Raw genomic sequence first — 16,136 nt, 5'->3', positions numbered from 1 at the left:
TCTTGCACCTCATCGACAGCATGATGCCACCGCTGTCTGCGATACCGAGGTGGGACTGGGAAATGTTCCGCGAACGCATCCCCCTCCACGAGGTCCAGTCGACAGTTCTCGGGCCTGACTTGGCTCCGGCCGCTGCCTGTCAGTCGTGTTCGCTCCGTCGAGAGGCTAGGTTGATCACTCCCATTTTGTGCTCCAACCTTGATTCCAACTCTGCGTAGTCGAGAGTGAGTTGCCGGAGAGCTTCTGCGTACACCTTCACCGTGGTTCGAAGATTCCTGTTCTCCCGGCGGAGGTCCGCGATCTTATCTGTTGAGGGTCTGCAGTTAGGGACAGCTGGTCCTTCTGGGGTTTGTTGGCTGGCGGCCTGTTGTTGCTTGAACCAGGTGATCAGGTGCGGGAAGTTGCGGTAAAAGGTCGGGTGGGCGATGCCCAGGCGTCGTTCGACGGCGGTGATGGTCGCATGCCGGCCGGCGTCGGCTGCCTCGCGCAGGACAATGTGCATTGCAGTACGGACTTCCTCATCCGTGATCGTTGGCCGTGCCACCGTTGTCCCCCTGGGGGATGTCGTTGTCAGCGAGGAACTGTGCGACTTCGTCCCGTCGTTGTGCGAGACGGCCTCGGAGGTACGGAGCCATCGTGGGGTCGCCTAGGCGCTCTTCCATTTGGAGCATCCAGCGACGGAAGGCGTCGATGTTGCCGGTGGTGAGGGCGACGTTTCGGCATGCGAGGGGTTGACAGTGCTGGAGCGACGGGCCGTCGGCTTCGGCCCGGCGGCACAGCGCCCGGTCGGGGTTGTAGACGCAGGTCACGAATTCTCCGGGGTAGACATGTGGGTCGTGCCGTGTGATGTGGCGCTCGAGGCGCTTGCGGTCCGCGATCACCTTTCCGGGAAACTGCACATCCCCCGCGATGGCCTTCAGCCGTGCTTCGGCTTCCTCGCCTGCGGGTCCGGTGAGCCGCCCGGGGGCGGCATCGAGGATGAGATCGCAGAGCTGTTCGCTACGGGTGAATGCCTGTTCGGCTTCCACTTCTTGGCGGAATCCGGAGGATGATGTGCCGGCGTAGCCCTCGAACATCTGGATGCTGTGGTGGCGGTACTGAATGGCGCCTGCGATCGACCCGCCTGGCTGTCGGGCGATGGACCAGGCCAGTGTCCGCCTGAACTGACGAGTGGTGAACCTCCATGGGTGCCCGTCGACTGTGGGAATTCCATCGCTTCGCCGACGCTCGGCGCAGTAGTCATTGACCCAGGCAGAGAATGCGTTGATGTCGTTGACCGTGGTGTGTGATTGCTTGGGGTGGGGTGTCGTGTCCTGGTCCACTTCCTTGCCCCTGGTGCGCTTCGGTACGGGAGGCGATGCGAAGAGAAGGCGCTGGGGCTCGGGGACCAGCCGCTCCAGTACGTCGACGGCTCGGGCCACCGTCGCGGTGACGACCCAAGTCGCCTGGATCCCGAGAGGGGTGTTCTCTCCCTTGAAAGCCTGGCTGGTCAGCTTGTACCTGATGGGTTCGCCATCCTCGTCGCACCATCGTTGCAGGCAACCCCGTTCCAAGTGCTTGATCTCGGCGTCGCGCATTCCGGACAGGTACGCAATGACGATGTAGCAGGCGGACTGCAGCCGTCGTAGCATCGTCCCGATCTCGTCAGTGGCGACGGCCCGTAGCCACGGTTCCCTGTCCAGGGAGGCATGGATAGGCGTGCGAAGGTAAGTGGCGTTGTCCAGCCCTACCTCATCCAGGGCTTCCTGGATGAGGTGCCAGTACATGTGCTGTTGGCTGATGGTTTCCTGGTGCACGCCCGCTTCGCGGGCCAGATGATTGAGGTTGACCGGGGCGCGGCCCTGGATCGGTTTCGGCGTCCTGCCGGCACGGGGAAGAGGACGTCTGTCCGCGCGGTACTCGGACAGAAGGGCGGTCAGCCGTCGCGTCGTGACGCCGCGAGTTCGATCGACATCAGGCACGGTGGCCTGCAGTTCGGCCCAATCGTTCCGGGCCCGCAGAACGTCGTCGGCGAAGTCCTCCACCCAGCGCAGCGCCCACGTCATCAGCGGCGCCAGGACCTGCTCGGGGATCCTCGGTGTTCGATTCTCGCGGGCCTGTGACCTCTGGCGGCGGCCGTGAACGGTGGCGTCGAACCAAAGAGGATGTGGGTCGAGCGGCAGAGTGTCGGACGTGAGTTTGCTGCGGAACTGCCACAAGAGCCGTACCGAGGCAAGTTTGACCAGATCGTTGCCGCGGGAATTGCGCTCGCTCTTGATATGCACTTGGAAGTCCAAGAGGTCCTGTGATGTCAGAGAATTCAGCTTCATCCCCCCTCTCTGGTCGACCCACACCAGGAACTGGTTGATCTGGAGGAACCGGGCATAGATAGTGATGACTCGGATTTCCTTGTGCCCCGGGGAAGATCGATGACCAGCAGGGCGAAGATCAGTTCCTTGACCGTCTGACGGAACTGTATGGGAACGTCGAGGAAATGCAGGGATATTTGGCGCTTGTGGACCTGGTGTACGGCCGGCGTGAGAGTCCAGATATCGTCGCTGAAGCGTGAGGTTGTCGCCAGTTCAATGTGCTCACGCAGAGGGCGGGAGCGCAGGATGAACGCTGTCGGAGGAATGACGGTGAAGTCGGACTTGCGCAGGGCGAGAGAGGTCATCGAGGTTCCTGGGGGCCGCTGAGGAAACTGAGGTGAAGGGAGACAGGTTTCTTCGTAGCGGCCTTGGCCTGCTGCGCTTCGCTGAATTTGGGAAGAATCAATTGGGTGAGCGCGAGCCAGGTTCGGCCATGTTCCTCGACCCAATCGTCTAGTGGCAGCGTGTCTCGGGCCGTCTGCAAGAGATCGCGGACGGAAAGCAAGGCTGGCAGGTGGTGTTCGGTGATCAGTGCGTTTGGACAGCGCAGGCAAGTCAGGAAGGAAACGTTGCAGACGTCCGCGTCGGTGAATGGGCTGCGATGGATGGCCAGGCAAGCACTCGCCAGGGTGTCGAGTTCGCCTTGGATCACACGACTTAGAAGTTCCGGGCTGATGCCGAGATCATCCGCCACGGTTTCCGGGCTGCTATTTAGGGCGGCCTCGCCGCCGGCCACCAGGATGCGTGGCCGGAATGCCCGAGCGTTGGCCTCCGCTTCGTTGATGGCTGTGGTGAGTACCTGGTCGGCCCAATCACGGATCCGGGGGTCGCCTTGGAGATAGTGGATGAAAGAGACGTCCATGGTGTTGGTGCGTGAGGCGGAGGGCAGGTGGCCGCCCACTGCCCGCGTCCGTCGTACTTCGACGGTTGTTTTGAGGCGATTAAGGTTGATCTCCAGCGGATTTCCGTCGTCGTCGGTCAGCCCATGTGATGCTCCCCATCTGCCCAGTTTCAAGTCGCGTGTCAAATTGAGGGCATACGGGTCGATGTGGCCGAGCGAGGAGTGCTTGCCTTGCCCGGCGGGGTCATCGGCCGGCCGCCCGGCGATGCCGGCCCAGATACTCCACACCCGCGTGTCGCCTGTGAGACGGCGGCCGCGGCGCATCAGATCGTGCAGCAGCAGGTAGAAGCCGCCGGGGGTGTGTAACTGGCGACTCTCGCTGGTGCCGATCTCCCAATGCACGCTCTCGCGACTCTGTGATTTGCCTCGCCGACGCTTGGTGAGGGCGACAGCTACCGCGCGTCCTTCAAGGACCCGGTGCTGCGCCGGGAGCTCCTTGATCGTTTCGCTGTTGCGGCCTGTCAACGCGACTCCCAGCAGCAATAGGGGCGTTAGGTCGTCCTGGGTGAGGTAGAGATGCCGCGCGAGGGCGACGCGCGCGAAGCGGTGCTGTACCCGCTGTGTGAGGCGGGTGGTCCAGGTAACGTCGGGTATGCGGCCTGTTTGGTCCATCGCGTCGAGATGGGCAGCCAAGATGCGGTCCTCGGGGTCGAGGTTTTCAGGGTCGTTCCTGAAGGTCTGCAAGAGCTGTTCGCCGACCCGAATACGTTCCCGGATGCCCACCACGTCGCTGCGAGCGGCTGTGACCAGTGCTCGGAACTCTCGGTCCGAGTAGCCGGGCCTGCCGACGGCTTTGGCACCGTTGCGATGGTGACCGGGTTGCTGCAGGAACTCGCGGAGTTGAGGCGACAACTCTGTGTCAGGGGTGACTGAGGCGAGCACCATGCGCAGGAGGGCCAACTCGATGCCCACGGGGCCGACCTTCACGGTCTTCAAGCGCTCGAGGCGATAGCGCTCCAGGTGTCGGGGCCTGAGTTCCCCGAGCGAAGTGGGCCGTGCGTGGAGGGACTCGAGGAAGGCGAGCAGCCGGCGGATTCCCAGATAGGCGCTGTTGGCGCTGGACTTGGTCCGAAGAGTGCCAGTCGGTCCGGTCCGGGCCGCGAACGCGATCGCGAGGTCCCTGTGCATACGCGGCAATGGCAGCCGAGTGAAGTCGTAGTCCTTTGTGCGACCGTCCTCGCCGGTGAACCGCACCGTCAGCGCACCCTGCTCGCTGTGCTTGACGGGTACGGAGTCGTACGGCCCCGAGGGCATCGCGGAGCTACGGCCAGGACCAGTGGGTGCGAGGCGGGACTGGTGCAAGATCTGCTCGCTCATGCCGCGCCCTCGGAATCTGCCGTGATCTCGGAGGCAGGCTGGGCAGCCGCAGCGGCGACGGGTTCCCAAGTGTCCGGGACCAGGGCCATGCGGGTTTGCATCTCCAGTTCCTGGAGGGTGTGCAGATATTTCAAGGTCGTGGTGATCGATCGGTGACCGAGTCTGATGCGGACCCAGTTCAAGGGGTCGCCGAAGACCATCTGGTAGGTCTGGCGGTGCCCGGGGTTGGACTCGGCGAGGTCATGCAGATGTCCTCGCCAGAGCTGTTCAAGGGTGATGACGGCGAAGGAATGCCTCAGTTTGTGAGGGTGTGAGGACAGGTCCACCCCCGCCCGGCGGCAGCGTCGGTTGCCCGCTCTGAATACCTCCTGCCAGCAGGAATTTCCGCTGGGCAGGCCCGATTCATTGAGCCACAGTGCGGCTGGCTCCAAGCCGTCGGGAGTGACGATGAACAACCGCTGCCGCTCATGGCTGTCGAGCTTGTCCACGGTGATCCGATTCCCGCCGACGAAGACGACGGGGTCACGCCGGTCGGTGACGATCAACGGATCGCGGACCTGCTCGTACAACCCCTTGTCGCGGGCGTAGTCGATGGCGTCCAGCCGTTCCATCTCGGCGTAGTCCCGAAGCGCCTGAAGGACCGAGGCAGGGTAGTAGACCCAGCGGGCCGAGCCGCCCTTCGCGATCGCCTCAGGCAGCCATGCGCGGGCGTTGTCAACTCCAGGCAGCAGCGTGGGGATGTCGAACAGCGAGAGTGCGGTCTGCTCGCACAGCCTCAGTCCGGTGCGGATCATGAGGTCGCTGTAGGTGGCGTTTCGGGAGGCGAACCTGCCCCGGAAGGACGGGTTGGGCAGCCCGGATGCGGAAAGACCGCGCAGGCCTATGTCCCGCCACAGCCGGTACATGGCCGCGGTCATCCACTCGACATCGTTGAGAGAGCCTTGCCGGGATGCCTCGGCGGGAGTGGTGGTGCCGGCACCGTGGTGGTGAGGATCGCGGATGCGGCTCTCGCGCTGGACGATCGGGTTCGCGCGCGTATAGCCGTGATAGACCGCCCAGTTGTAGAAGGTGTTGATGTCGGCGACTTCCCGGTCCCACGTCGTCAAGGCGACATGCGGCCCGCGGGGGTCTGCCGTCCTCCACTGTTTGTAGGCAGCGCGATCCCCCGAGGTGGCCTCGCGCCAGTCGCGACGGCCCCGGCTGACCCACAAGAACGTGAGCCATAGCACCAGGTCGTAGGCCATCGCCTGGCTGGTGTTGACTGGCGCGGCCTTGAGCATGCTGTCGAAAATGTGGTTGAGCTGGATGTCGTACCGGCCCTTGGGACTGATCAAGTACGGTTGCCGGTCCAGAATGTCGTGATCGTCAAGCCACTCGTCCAGGTCCCACAGCGTGTCGAGGAGCGGGTCCCCGCTCTGGGGGCGGGGCAGGCCGCGGCGGGTGTGAAAGACCCGCCATCGTGTGTCACTCATGATGCCTGTCGCAGCGGTTGGGGAAGGATCGGTGGATCGGGCTGCTGCTGAAACCGGAGATCAGCCGCCGCTGGCCAGCAGCGAAGCGTACGCGCGCCGCACCTGGAGCAGGGTCGGCTCCAGCGGCAGACCGGCGTCGTCGGACAGGCGGTGGCGGTGGGCCCACTCCTTCAACAGCGGGGCTGCCGAACGCGGTGGCAGGGTGCAGGGACCCGTGAGAGACCACAGGCACCACAGCCGGTCAGAGCCCGACGCCCGGCGTGCGCGTTCGGTGAGCCGGTGCACCATTAGGTAGAGGTCCCCCGGGCCCAAGGGCTGATCGTCGGAAGCCCGAAGCTCCCATCGAACTTGGGCGTGGCCTCCGTGCCGGCGGTCCGGAACTCTGATGGTTACGGTGCCCCGTACGGTGTCATGCTGGTGTGAGGCGGGAAGATTCAGGAGCTCGGAGGGGCGGAGCCCGGAGAGCCCGGTTCCCAGTACAAGCAGTGGTGCCAAGTCTTCCCTGGTCAGGAAGAGGCCCCGGGCGACGTCGGCTCTCCTGGCCGGGCTGTTGGTCCGGTCGAAGAGATCGAGGACGTGGAGGTCGAGGCTTTCGATCTCCACGTCGGTGACGGCCGAACTGGGCGGGTCGGCCCGGTACGCCGCCAGCAGGCTGTCGCCCCGGTCAATTCGGTCGCGGACGGCGACAGCGTCACCCACGGCCGCGCGCATGAGTTGCTCGAACTCGCGGCGAGTGAGGCAAGAAACGGGTTGTTCCCGGGTTGGCCGCAAGAGGTTCTTAGCCAGTCTTGAGCCCGGTCGGGTGAAGGGAGGGCGACCCCCGGTAGTAACTAGAGTTCCGACCTCCGGAGACAGGCTGCCGTATGGTGCATTCCGCAGGAGCCTGCACAGCGAAGTCATGTCTTGGTAGCAGGCGCCCGCGGAAGCCATGGTCCTCCGGATGGTTACGTATTGCCCAAGGTGCCGTGCGCGCAGGGACGACAGGGAATCCAATGGTTCGCCCAATGAGTCCAGGAAAGCCAGGAAGCGCCGTACGGTGGAGAAGCACGCCTGAGCCGTGGGCAGTGCGCCTACCGACTTCAGTGCCTCGGTCAGGCACATAGCCATCTCCAAGTGCAGGGCGGGGCATGGTAGTTCAGCCAGCCTGAAGGTGTGCGTGCGGCCGTCAGTGGCCCGGAAGGCAACCGCCGTCGGAGACAAGCTGGAAGGCTGGGGTGGTTCACTGCCGTCAGAGGAGAGCGCAGGCATGGGGCAACACCTTTCGTGCGGAAATTACGCACAGAGGAGCCCCCGTCGTAAACCAGGGGCCGGGCAAGGACCGGATCCGATTTAAGGATCATCCGAGGGCCTGCTCCGTTGTCCCGTGAATCCCCATATGGGTGACCCCTTGACGCCGCGTTCGAAAATGACTTCGAACGACGGGTTGCCGCATTCGTGCGCAATTGGAGGTGAGGCAATGCGCCAAGCGTCGATCATCAGCCATCGAAGATCGTGCCGGTCGATGTGACCGGTGAAGTCGGGGTCGAGCGCGCGCGTTGCTTTCCAGCCGTCGCTGCTCCGCTGTCCCGTCAGCAGAGCAGCGATCTGGACTCATCGAGGGTCGTGCACCAGCTTGTTCAGCGAGCAGTGGCGAGGATGAGCGCAAAGCCGGCGTTGGTGTCTGCCCAAAGCTGATTCGTACGGAGACCCGCTTCAGTCATTTCTTCCTGAAGTCCGGCCTGCGTGAATTTCGCGCTCCGCTCGGTGATCCATTCTTCTCCGCGTGCGAAGTGCACTGCCAGGTCAAGGTCTCGAATCTTGACGAGCTGTTCGACTCGGCTGCGCAGTCTCATTTCGATGTGGCTTTCCGTGCCGTTCCACACCGATACGTGGTCGAAGGCATCCGGATCGAAGTCGGCGTTCAGCTCGCGGTTCAAGACGTGCAACAGATGTTTGTCGAACTCGGCCGTGACGCCCTGAGCGTCATCATAGGCGACGATCATTTCCTGCTCGGTTTTGACCAGGTCAGCGCCGATGAGAAGGAAGTCTTCGGGGCGGAGGATGTCTCGGAGCCCGCGGAGGAACGGTCCACGGGCCGGGCGTCGGAAATTCCCGAGCGTGCTGCCAAGGAAGGCGATGAGGCGTGGGCCGTCCTCGGGCAGCGTCGGTAGGACGAGGGAAGTCGTGAAGTCGGCGCGGAGGGCGTGCAGACGGATCCCCGGGTAGTCCTGGACGAGTTGGGCGCTGGCCTGATGGAGCGCGTCTGCACTGACGTCGACAGGGACGTAGTGCAATCCGCTCGGCCCCAGTGCCTCGATGATCAGCTTGGACTTCGTTGAGCTCCCGGACCCGAGCTCGACAAGGCTTCGTGCTCCGGTCCGCACAGCGATGTCCTGGGCATGGAGTTGGAGCAGTCCCAGTTCCGCCCGCCACAAGGGGTATTCCGGGAGCTGGGTGATTTCCTCGAAGAGTTCGCTGCCCCGGGCGTCATAGAACCACGTGGGCGCCGTGGACTTCGGGGTGCGGGTCAGTCCGTCGCTGATGTCAGAGCGAAGTGCCTTGGCGTAGTGCTCGGCCTCGAGAGTGTCGGTGTAGCCATAGGCCCGGTTGTCGTTCATGCGTGCCTCTCTTCGGTCGACGCCACATCGGCGGAGTGCCGGGATCGCAGTTTCCTTGTCGATCGCGCAACGCCGGCAGCAGCGGGCACCTTCCCCATCACCGGGCCGTTGGGTGCCCGGGATGACCGACGAGGCCGGGAAGCAGGCCGAGTTCTTCCATTACTGATCCGGCTTCTCTGCCTGGGCTTGGGCACACAGGTGGGCCTTGGAGTGCGGACAACGGACAGGATGAACGACCCACATAGCGCGGCCGTCACGCCCGCCGCGTCGTCGTACGCCGGGACCAGCACCGACTCGTCCTTGACCAGGTCGGTGCCGAGCAGCAGCGCGTCGCCGGGCGACAGCAGGGAACGCACCGAGGACAGGAACACGGCTCGCTCGGCGGGCAGCAGATTGCCGATGGTGCCGCCGAGGAACGCCACCAGCCGGGGCCCGGGCGTGCCCGGCAGCGCCAGACCGCCGGTGAAGTCGGCGATCAGGGCGTGTACGCCGAGACCGGGCCGCTCGGCGATCAGCGCCTCGCCCGCCTGCCGCAGCGCGCTCTCGCTGACGTCGACCGGGACATATGTCTCCAGCCCCGGCAGCGCGTCCAGCAGGTGCCGCGTCTTCTCCGACGAGCCGGAGCCCAGCTCGACCAGCGTGCGCGCACCGGTCGCCGCGGCGATCTCCCCGGCGCGGGCGACGAGGATCTCGCGCTCGGCCCGGGTCGGGTAGTACTCGGGCAACTCGGTGATCCGGTCGAAGAGTTCGCTGCCGTGAGCGTCGTAGAACCACTTCGGCGGGAGGGTCTTGGGCGTGCGGGTGAGCCCGTGCAGGACGTCGGCGCGCAGGGCGGCCTCCGTGGCGTCCTCGGGCAGGGTGCGGGTGACCAGGAACGGACTCACGTACGAAGCTCCTCGGGTGGTACGGATGCCAGGTCGCCGCTCACGTCCTGGAGCGGGGTGAGCCGTACCTCGGTGCGGCTCGCGATGACGAGGGTGCGGTCGGGTACCTCCTGCCAGCGGGGATCGTCGTCGTACGGTTCCGATGCCACGACCGTGCGGGGGCCGGGCCCGGTCAGGTGGAAGAGGCTGTCGCCCCAGGTGGTCGCCGCGATGGTCTCGCCGTCGGTGAGCAGCAGGTTGAGCCGGGAGCCGGGGGCCGCCGCGTCGACCTCCAGGACGGTGCGGGCCAGCGCCCGTCCGACGTCGTCACCGGCGTGCAGCCGGTGCAGCACCAGGGCCCAGATGAACGCCGAGTCGGTGCGTGCCTCCATCGACAGCAACTCCTCGCCGGGCAGCGCCTGTACAAGGGGCGCGAGGGACCCCGGCCAGCCTTTGACGGCCCCGTTGTGCCCGAACAGCCAGGCACCGGCCGCGAAGGGCGCCGCGGCGGCCTCACCGTCGGCGCCGGCCAGCGTCGCGTCGCGTACGGCGGCGAGCAGCGCGGTGGTCCGCACGACCCGGGCGAGGTCGGCGAAGGACGGGTCCGCCCAGACCGGCCCGGCACGCCGGTAGCGGGCCGGTACCGGATCGCCCTCGGCGTACCAACCGACTCCGAAACCATCCGCGTTGACGGTCCCGTGCCGCTGGCGCCGGGGCGCCCACGACTGCCGGTACAGCCCGTGCGGCGGGTCCACCAGAACGCTGCCGAGCGCCTCCGGGATGCCCAGGAAGGCCAGTTGACGGCACATCAGACACCGTCCGGGGTACGGGCGGTACGGAACCCGGAGAAGATCTGCCGCCGGATCGGATAGTCCCAGTTGCGGAAAGTCCCCCGGCAGGCCACCGCGTCCACGGCGAACGAACCACCGCGCAGCACCTTGTACTCGGGGCCGAAGAACACCTCCGAGTACTCCTTGTACGGGAACATGCTGAACCCCGGGTAGGGGAGGAAGTCGCTCGACGTCCACTCCCACACGTCGCCGATCAACTGCCTCACCCCGAGCGGCGATTCGCCGGCCGGATAGCTTCCTGCGGGCGCCGGACGCAGATGCCGCTGACCGAGGTTGGCGTGCTCGGGCCCCGGGTCGGCGTCGCCCCACGGGTAGCGCGTCGAGCGGCCGGTCGCCGGGTCGTGCCGCGCGGCCTTCTCCCACTCCACCTCGGTGGGCAGCCGGCGCCCGGCCCAGCGGGCGTACGCGTCCGCCTCGTACCAGCAGACGTGCACGACGGGCTCCTCGGGCGGCACCTCCTCGGTGACCCCGAACCGCCGCCGCAGCCACTGCCCGCCGTCCCGGAACCAGAACTGCGGTGCGTACAGGGAGTGCCCGCGCACATGCGCCCAACCGTCCGGTGTCCACCAGCGCTGGTCGTCGTAGCCGCCGGCCGCGATGAACGCCTGATAGGCGCCGTTGGTCACAGGAGTCGTGTCGATGAAGAAGGGCGCCACCTCCCGCCGGTGCGCGGGCCGTTCGTTGTCCAGGGACCACGGCTCGGTGGAGGTGCCCATCGTGAACGGCCCACCGGGTACCAGGACTTCGGACGGCCCGGTGAACGGGGGAGCGGGCGCCGGGTCCGGAGCCCGGAGAACCGCCGGCCCGGTCCGCAGCTGATGGGTGATCAGCATCGTCTCGTCGTGCTGCTGTTCGTGCTGGGCGATCATCCCGAAGGCGAACCCGGCCCTGGTCAGCTGTGCGCCCGTACCTTCGAACTCGGCGCTCTCCAGCACGTCCAGGGCACGCCCGCGCACCTCCGCCGCGTACTTACGGGCCTCGGCGGGCGGCAGCAGCGGCAGCGAGGGCCGTTCGGCGCGCGAGTGCTCGAAGGCGTCGTACAGGCCGTCGATCTCGGGTCGCATCGCCTCCCGGCCGGCGACCGCGCGCAGCAGCCACAGCTCCTCCTGGTTGCCGATGTGTGCGAGGTCCCACACCAGCGGGGACATCAACGGCGAGTGCTGCGCGGTGAGTTCGGGATCGTCGACCGAGGTGAGGAGCGCGGTCCGCTCCCGCGCGGTGGTCAGCGCCGCGAGAGCGCGTTCCCGGAGCACCTCCGGTTCCAGGGCGGGGTCGGTCATGTGCGGAGATCCTTTCCGTACGAGGTCCCGTGCGCGCGCCGGTCCGTGCCGGGCAGGCGGTCGAGCAGGTCGTCGGCGGGACAACGGCCTTTGACGACATAGCGGTTGAGGAACGCGTCGACGGCGTCGACGACCTCCGCGCTCGCGCCGAGCCGGGGCAGCGCCTCCAGGGCGGCTGAGAAGCAGACGAGAGCGACTTCCCGCAGCTCGGGGTCGCTCATGCCGTAGCGGGCCGCGTCGGTCCACAACGGATTGTGCGGGGCCGGGAGGGACGAGGTGCGCTCGGCGAGCGGCTTGACCGCCCGGTAGGCCACCTCGGCGGCCTCCGGGTCGTCGAAGAGCGCGGCCGTGACGGCCAGCGGGACCATCCAGCCGTCGTCGCCGGGCTGGGCGTCGATCATGCGCAGTTCGAGATGACCGCGCGGCCGGACCGGCGGGAACAGGGTCGTCAGGTGGTAGTCGAGATCCTCCTGGGTGGGCGGCCGGGGCACGCCGGACCGGATCCACTCCCGGAACGTCAGCCCGTCCTCCGGCACGTCCCACGGCCCGCTGTCCCGCCGTATACACATCACCGGCGCATCGAGCACATGCCGGGCCCACGCCTGCCGGGGTTCGGCGTCCAGCGGGGGTGCGCCGGCCCGTCCGGCGCCGATCTCCGTCCACAGCACCTGCCGGGTGGAACGCCAGCCGGTGGGGTTGCGCCGGGCGATCGGGGAGTTGGCGAAGGCGGCCACGAGGACCGCGCCGAGCTGGTGTGCGAGCCACCAGCGCCGTCCGTGTCCGAGGGGGCCTGGCTCCTCGTGACCGGCGTCCAGGCACACCTGCACGGAGGCCGAGGTGCACATCATGGCGCGGCCGGCGGGGCCCGTGCGGTCCAGGCACCGCTCCAGGGCGTCGTAGCGCGGCTCGCGCAGGAAACGCCGGGGCGGGTGCCAGGGATCCTGGCCGATGCCGACGAGGCCGAGACCGTCCTTGCGCAGTACCGCGCGGACGGCGTCCAGATCGGCGGAGACGGACTGGATGCACTCCATCAGGGAGTCGGCGGGAGCGGAGCTGAGCTCCAGCTGGCCGCCGGGTTCGACGGTGAGCGCCGACCTGAGAGGCAGGTTCCGCAGTGCGGCGTAGGCCGCTTCGAGCCGTGCGGGTGACACGGGGAGCCGCGGATCGCGCAGCTCGTGGACGAGCCATTCGACCTCGACCCCGAGGGTGCGGGGCGGCCCGGTCTTGAAGCAGATTCCCCGGACCAGGGCTTCGACCTCGGCCTCGGACAGGGCGGTGCGGCGCTTCGTACAGCCACTTACCGAATCGGACATGTCGGGATCCTCCTGAGATTCCACCATGTCGCCCGGACCGGCTTCGGATGGGCCGGACACAGGCAACACTCGTCCCACCCAAACCCCTCACGTCGAATCGCACAAGGGTGCACATGGGCACTTTCAGGACGATGGATCTCCGTTTCCATGGTGTTTCCAGGCTGTTCGCCGGCCCGGGAAACTCTGTTGCAGAGCACGTCCAGCATCACCCACGATGCCGGTATGAGCACGGCGGGGGAGCGAGTACCAGGCACGGTCATGGCGCACACGGGGGTGGCGCCATGAGCGCCCGCCTGCGCGACCTCGCCCGTGGCACGGAGGAGATCGTCGCGGCCGGTGCCTACCGCGCGTCCGACGGACGCGAGGTGTCACTCGCCGCGGCGATCAAGGCCGCCCGAGCGGGCACGCGCCTCTACGGCCCGGGCCCGCTGGACGTCCCTCAGGCCGCCGCGCCGCTGCACACGTCCTTCGAGGTCACCGGCGAGAGCAGCCTGGAGGCCGCCCGCCGGCTCCCCGGCCCGGTGGCGGTCCTGAACTTCTCCTCGGCCCGCAACCCGGGCGGCGGATACCTCAACGGCGCCCAGGCCCAGGAAGAGGCCCTGTGCCGGGCCTCGGCGCTGTACACCTGCCTGACGGAGGTGCGCGAGTTCTACGACCATCACCGCACCCACCGCGACCCGTTCTACACGGACCGCGTCATCCACTCACCCGGGGTACCGGTCTTCCGAGACGACCGGGGCGGCCTCCTGGACGCCCCGTACACGGCGGGCTTCCTGACCTCGGCGGCCCCGAACGCGGGGGTCGTCCGACGAACAGCCCCCGAACGGGCGGCGGACCTCCCCCAGGCCCTGGCCTCCCGCGCGGAACGGGTCCTGGAAACGGCGGCGACAGAGGGCTACCGCCGCCTGGTCCTGGGTGCCTGGGGCTGCGGAGTCTTCCAGAACGACCCGGCGACGGTGGCGATCGCCTTCAGAAACCTGCTGGTGGGCGGCCGTTTCGAGGGCAGATTCGAGAAGGTCGTCTTCGCGATACTGGACCGCACGAGAGGCACGACAACGAGGGCGGCTTTCGAGCGTACGTTCACCCTCTAGGGGCGCGGGGCTGTGACATTTGCGGCTCCGCCGCGCGGGCGCGACCAGCCACAGCGAACCAGCACGCGCCCCACAACCGCACCCCTCACTGCCACCCGTACCGCTCCCGCAACCGCCGCACAACGGAGTTGAACCGCATCCGGTCCAACGCACAGGCCTCCCGCCGCATCCCGTCCTCGAACAGCCGCAGCACCCGATCCACATCAACCCATGAATCGCGCCCGGTCCGGTCCCACGGACCGCTCCCGATCGCGACCCACTCCTGATCGCCGTCATGCCGCTTGCTCGACAGCTGCACGGCGAGAAACGTCCCCCCGTCCTCGCGGGCGACAACCAGCACGGGCCGGTCCTTACCCCGTCCGTCTTTCTCTTCGAACGGCACCCAGGTCCACACGATCTCCCCGGGATCGGGATCCCCGTCGTGGGCGGGCGAGTACTCCGTACGCACCCGCCCCACGTCGCGAGGGTCGGCCTCGGTGGTGGCGGAGGGACCGTAGCGGCCCGGGACTTCGGCATGGGGAAGGGCAGTCACAGGCACACGTTAGAGCCTGTGACCGCCCCACCCGGCAGCGCCCCGCGCCTCAGCGCACGGCCCTCACCGCATCAGCCCTCGTTCTTCTCCACCGGCACCTTCTGGACCGTCGGCGCCGCCAGCCCGTTCAGCGCCGAAGTCCCGTTCGGTGTCTGCCCGTTCTGGTTCATGGACGCGAGCAGCTGCCGCGCCAGGCCCAGCCCCGTGCCGCCCATCGTGAGCGCCTTGGCGAGCATCTCCGCCATGCCGTCCGCGCCGTTGAGCACCACCATGTTGTCGACGCTGCCGAACGCTGAGGCGCCGGCCTTGACGATCTCCGGCCAGTTCTCGGCGAGTTGCTGGGCGACTACCGCTTCCTGGTTCTCCGCGAGCGCGGCGGCCCGTGCCTTGATGGCCTCCGCCTCCGCGAGGCCCTTGGCCTTCGTCGCCTCGGCGGCGGCGAGTCCCTTGGCCTGGGACGCGGCGGCCTCGGCCTCACCCGTGGCCCTGGTCGCCATGGCGCTGGCCGCACCACGTGCCTTGGTCGCCTCGGCCTCGGCGGTCGCGGCCGTCTTGACCCGGTTCGCCTCGGCCGTGGCCGCGAGTTCGGTCTCCTTGGCCTTGGCCTGCGCCGCCGAGATACGCGCGTCACGCTCGGCCTCGGCCCGCGCCCGTGTCTCGTAGGCCTGTGCGTCGGCCGGCTTGCGGACGTCCGCCTGGAGCTGCTGTTCCCGGCGCAGGGCGTCGAGTTCGGCGATGCGCGTCTCCTGGATCACCACGTCCTGCCGGGCGGCGGCGTCGGCGAGCGGTCCGGCCTGGCGGGCCTTCGCCGCCGCCTTGTCGCGCTCGGCCTGGTACCCGGCCTGCAGGATCTCGCTGTCCCGGGTGGCCTCCGACATCCGCGCCGCGGCCTTCTGCTCGGCCTCGGTGGCGAGACGATTCGCCTCGGCCTGCGCGATCCGCGCGTCCCGCTGGACGGCGGCGGCGTGCGGCATGGCGAGGTTCTTGATGTACCCGGTCGGGTCCTCGATCTCGTGGATCTGGAGGGAGTCGACGATGAGGCCGAGCTTCTCCATCTCCGTACCGCACGCGGCCCGCGTCTGCCCGGTGAGCTTCTCGCGGTCGCGGATCATCTCCTCGACGGTCAACCCGCCGACGATGGACCGCAGATGACCGGCGAACACGTTGTGCACCCGCTCCGCCATCATCTTCTGCTGGTCGAGGAAACGGCGGCCCGCGTTGGCGATCGACACGAAGTCGTCGCCCACCTTGAAGATGACCACGCCCCGCACCTTGAGCGGAATGCCCTGGGTGGTCACACAGTCCACGTGCAGCTCGGTCTCGTTCAGGTCGAGCGAGATCTTGCGCACCGCCTGTACTCCGGGCAGCACGAGCGTGCCCCGCCCGGTGACGATACGGAACCCCATGCCTGCCTCAAGGCCTTCGGTCCTGTGCTTCGAACCGGAGATGATGAGTGCCTCGTTGGGTTCAGCGACCCGCCACATCATCTTGAAAACACCGATGAGTGCGAGGACGGCAACTACCGCGACCCCCGCAACGACGCCGACGAACATCGGCATACGCCCCCTTTG

At 67.3% G+C, this 16,136-nt stretch carries 13 protein-coding genes and 1 pseudogene; 1 reads left to right on the top strand and 13 read right to left on the bottom strand.

Translation table 11 applies throughout. From position 1 onward, the window contains the following. Positions 1 to 139: 139 nt before the first annotated feature. The 11 genes and pseudogenes from QA861_RS04210 to egtA form a co-directional block, all read right to left on the bottom strand. Positions 140 to 502, bottom strand: coding sequence for a hypothetical protein (locus QA861_RS04210; RefSeq protein ID WP_334586830.1), 363 nt, complete (start codon positions 500 to 502; stop codon positions 140 to 142). Positions 503 to 518: 16 nt separating this feature from the next. Continuing rightward, positions 519 to 2,309, bottom strand: coding sequence for a hypothetical protein (locus QA861_RS04205; RefSeq protein WP_334586829.1), 1,791 nt, complete (start codon positions 2,307 to 2,309; stop codon positions 519 to 521). Continuing rightward, positions 2,306 to 2,653, bottom strand: a complete 348-nt coding sequence (locus tag QA861_RS04200) for a hypothetical protein (RefSeq protein ID WP_334586828.1) — start codon at positions 2,651 to 2,653, stop codon at positions 2,306 to 2,308. Before QA861_RS04200 ends, QA861_RS04205 begins: the two co-directional genes overlap by 4 nt. Next, positions 2,650 to 4,566, bottom strand: a complete 1,917-nt coding sequence (locus tag QA861_RS04195; RefSeq protein ID WP_334586827.1) for a hypothetical protein — start codon at positions 4,564 to 4,566, stop codon at positions 2,650 to 2,652. Before QA861_RS04195 ends, QA861_RS04200 begins: the two co-directional genes overlap by 4 nt. Beyond that, positions 4,563 to 5,846, bottom strand: a complete 1,284-nt coding sequence (locus QA861_RS04190) for a tyrosine-type recombinase/integrase (RefSeq protein WP_334586826.1) — start codon at positions 5,844 to 5,846, stop codon at positions 4,563 to 4,565. Before QA861_RS04190 ends, QA861_RS04195 begins: the two co-directional genes overlap by 4 nt. 252 nt (positions 5,847 to 6,098) lie before the next feature. Beyond that, positions 6,099 to 6,749: a hypothetical protein gene (locus QA861_RS04185; protein WP_334586825.1), complete on the bottom strand. Its 651-nt coding sequence runs from the start codon at positions 6,747 to 6,749 to the stop codon at positions 6,099 to 6,101. Positions 6,750 to 7,654: 905 nt separating this feature from the next. Then, positions 7,655 to 8,635, bottom strand: coding sequence for an L-histidine N(alpha)-methyltransferase (gene egtD, locus QA861_RS04180; protein ID WP_334586824.1), 981 nt, complete (start codon positions 8,633 to 8,635; stop codon positions 7,655 to 7,657). 215 nt (positions 8,636 to 8,850) lie between these two features. After that, positions 8,851 to 9,519 (bottom strand): annotated as a pseudogene (locus tag QA861_RS04175) (L-histidine N(alpha)-methyltransferase); the annotation flags it as partial. Continuing rightward, a complete protein-coding gene (gene egtC, locus QA861_RS04170) occupies positions 9,516 to 10,307 on the bottom strand; it encodes an ergothioneine biosynthesis protein EgtC (RefSeq protein WP_334586823.1) in 792 nt (263 codons plus the stop codon). The gene egtC and the pseudogene QA861_RS04175, both read right to left, overlap by 4 nt. Further along, positions 10,307 to 11,629 (bottom strand): ergothioneine biosynthesis protein EgtB, encoded by a 1,323-nt coding sequence (gene egtB / locus QA861_RS04165; protein ID WP_334586822.1) that lies wholly within the window; start codon positions 11,627 to 11,629, stop codon positions 10,307 to 10,309. The genes egtC and egtB overlap by 1 nt, the downstream gene beginning before the upstream one ends. Continuing rightward, complete coding sequence (gene egtA / locus QA861_RS04160) at positions 11,626 to 12,942, bottom strand: ergothioneine biosynthesis glutamate--cysteine ligase EgtA (RefSeq protein ID WP_334586821.1); 1,317 nt, start codon at positions 12,940 to 12,942, stop codon at positions 11,626 to 11,628. Before egtA ends, egtB begins: the two co-directional genes overlap by 4 nt. Before the next feature lie 281 nt (positions 12,943 to 13,223). Between egtA and QA861_RS04155 the strand changes: the two genes are divergently transcribed. Then, positions 13,224 to 14,033 carry a TIGR02452 family protein gene (locus QA861_RS04155; RefSeq protein ID WP_334586820.1) on the top strand — a complete coding sequence of 270 codons (810 nt, stop codon included), beginning with the start codon at positions 13,224 to 13,226 and terminating at the stop codon, positions 14,031 to 14,033. An 85-nt stretch (positions 14,034 to 14,118) separates the two neighbouring features. Here the strand turns inward: QA861_RS04155 and QA861_RS04150 are convergent, their stop codons facing one another. Both QA861_RS04150 and QA861_RS04145 read right to left on the bottom strand, forming a co-directional pair. Further along, positions 14,119 to 14,565 (bottom strand): type II toxin-antitoxin system PemK/MazF family toxin, encoded by a 447-nt coding sequence (locus QA861_RS04150; RefSeq protein WP_334586819.1) that lies wholly within the window; start codon positions 14,563 to 14,565, stop codon positions 14,119 to 14,121. A gap of 71 nt (positions 14,566 to 14,636) precedes the next feature. Beyond that, positions 14,637 to 16,124 (bottom strand): SPFH domain-containing protein, encoded by a 1,488-nt coding sequence (locus QA861_RS04145; RefSeq protein ID WP_334586818.1) that lies wholly within the window; start codon positions 16,122 to 16,124, stop codon positions 14,637 to 14,639. Positions 16,125 to 16,136 lie beyond the last annotated feature (12 nt).

Source organism: Streptomyces sp. B21-083, from assembly GCF_036898825.1.
In the GTDB taxonomy this organism is placed as follows: domain Bacteria; phylum Actinomycetota; class Actinomycetes; order Streptomycetales; family Streptomycetaceae; genus Streptomyces.
Note: the sequence above shows the minus strand (reverse complement) of the source record. Positions and strands in the feature narration are given on the sequence as shown.

Excerpts from the sequence above, each read along its gene's own strand:
- QA861_RS04210 (WP_334586830.1), bottom strand. The coding sequence starts at position 502 with ATGCACATTGTCCTGCGCGAGGCAGCCGACGCCGGCCGGCATGCGACC.
- QA861_RS04205 (WP_334586829.1), bottom strand. The coding sequence starts at position 2,309 with ATGAAGCTGAATTCTCTGACATCACAGGACCTCTTGGACTTCCAAGTG.
- QA861_RS04200 (WP_334586828.1), bottom strand. The coding sequence starts at position 2,653 with ATGACCTCTCTCGCCCTGCGCAAGTCCGACTTCACCGTCATTCCTCCG.
- QA861_RS04195 (WP_334586827.1), bottom strand. The coding sequence starts at position 4,566 with ATGAGCGAGCAGATCTTGCACCAGTCCCGCCTCGCACCCACTGGTCCT.
- QA861_RS04190 (WP_334586826.1), bottom strand. The coding sequence starts at position 5,846 with ATGCTCAAGGCCGCGCCAGTCAACACCAGCCAGGCGATGGCCTACGAC.
- QA861_RS04185 (WP_334586825.1), bottom strand. The coding sequence starts at position 6,749 with ATGCGCGCGGCCGTGGGTGACGCTGTCGCCGTCCGCGACCGAATTGAC.
- egtD (WP_334586824.1), bottom strand. The coding sequence starts at position 8,635 with ATGAACGACAACCGGGCCTATGGCTACACCGACACTCTCGAGGCCGAG.
- egtC (WP_334586823.1), bottom strand. The coding sequence starts at position 10,307 with ATGTGCCGTCAACTGGCCTTCCTGGGCATCCCGGAGGCGCTCGGCAGC.
- egtB (WP_334586822.1), bottom strand. The coding sequence starts at position 11,629 with ATGACCGACCCCGCCCTGGAACCGGAGGTGCTCCGGGAACGCGCTCTC.
- egtA (WP_334586821.1), bottom strand. The coding sequence starts at position 12,942 with ATGTCCGATTCGGTAAGTGGCTGTACGAAGCGCCGCACCGCCCTGTCC.
- QA861_RS04155 (WP_334586820.1), top strand. The coding sequence starts at position 13,224 with ATGAGCGCCCGCCTGCGCGACCTCGCCCGTGGCACGGAGGAGATCGTC.
- QA861_RS04145 (WP_334586818.1), bottom strand. The coding sequence starts at position 16,124 with ATGCCGATGTTCGTCGGCGTCGTTGCGGGGGTCGCGGTAGTTGCCGTC.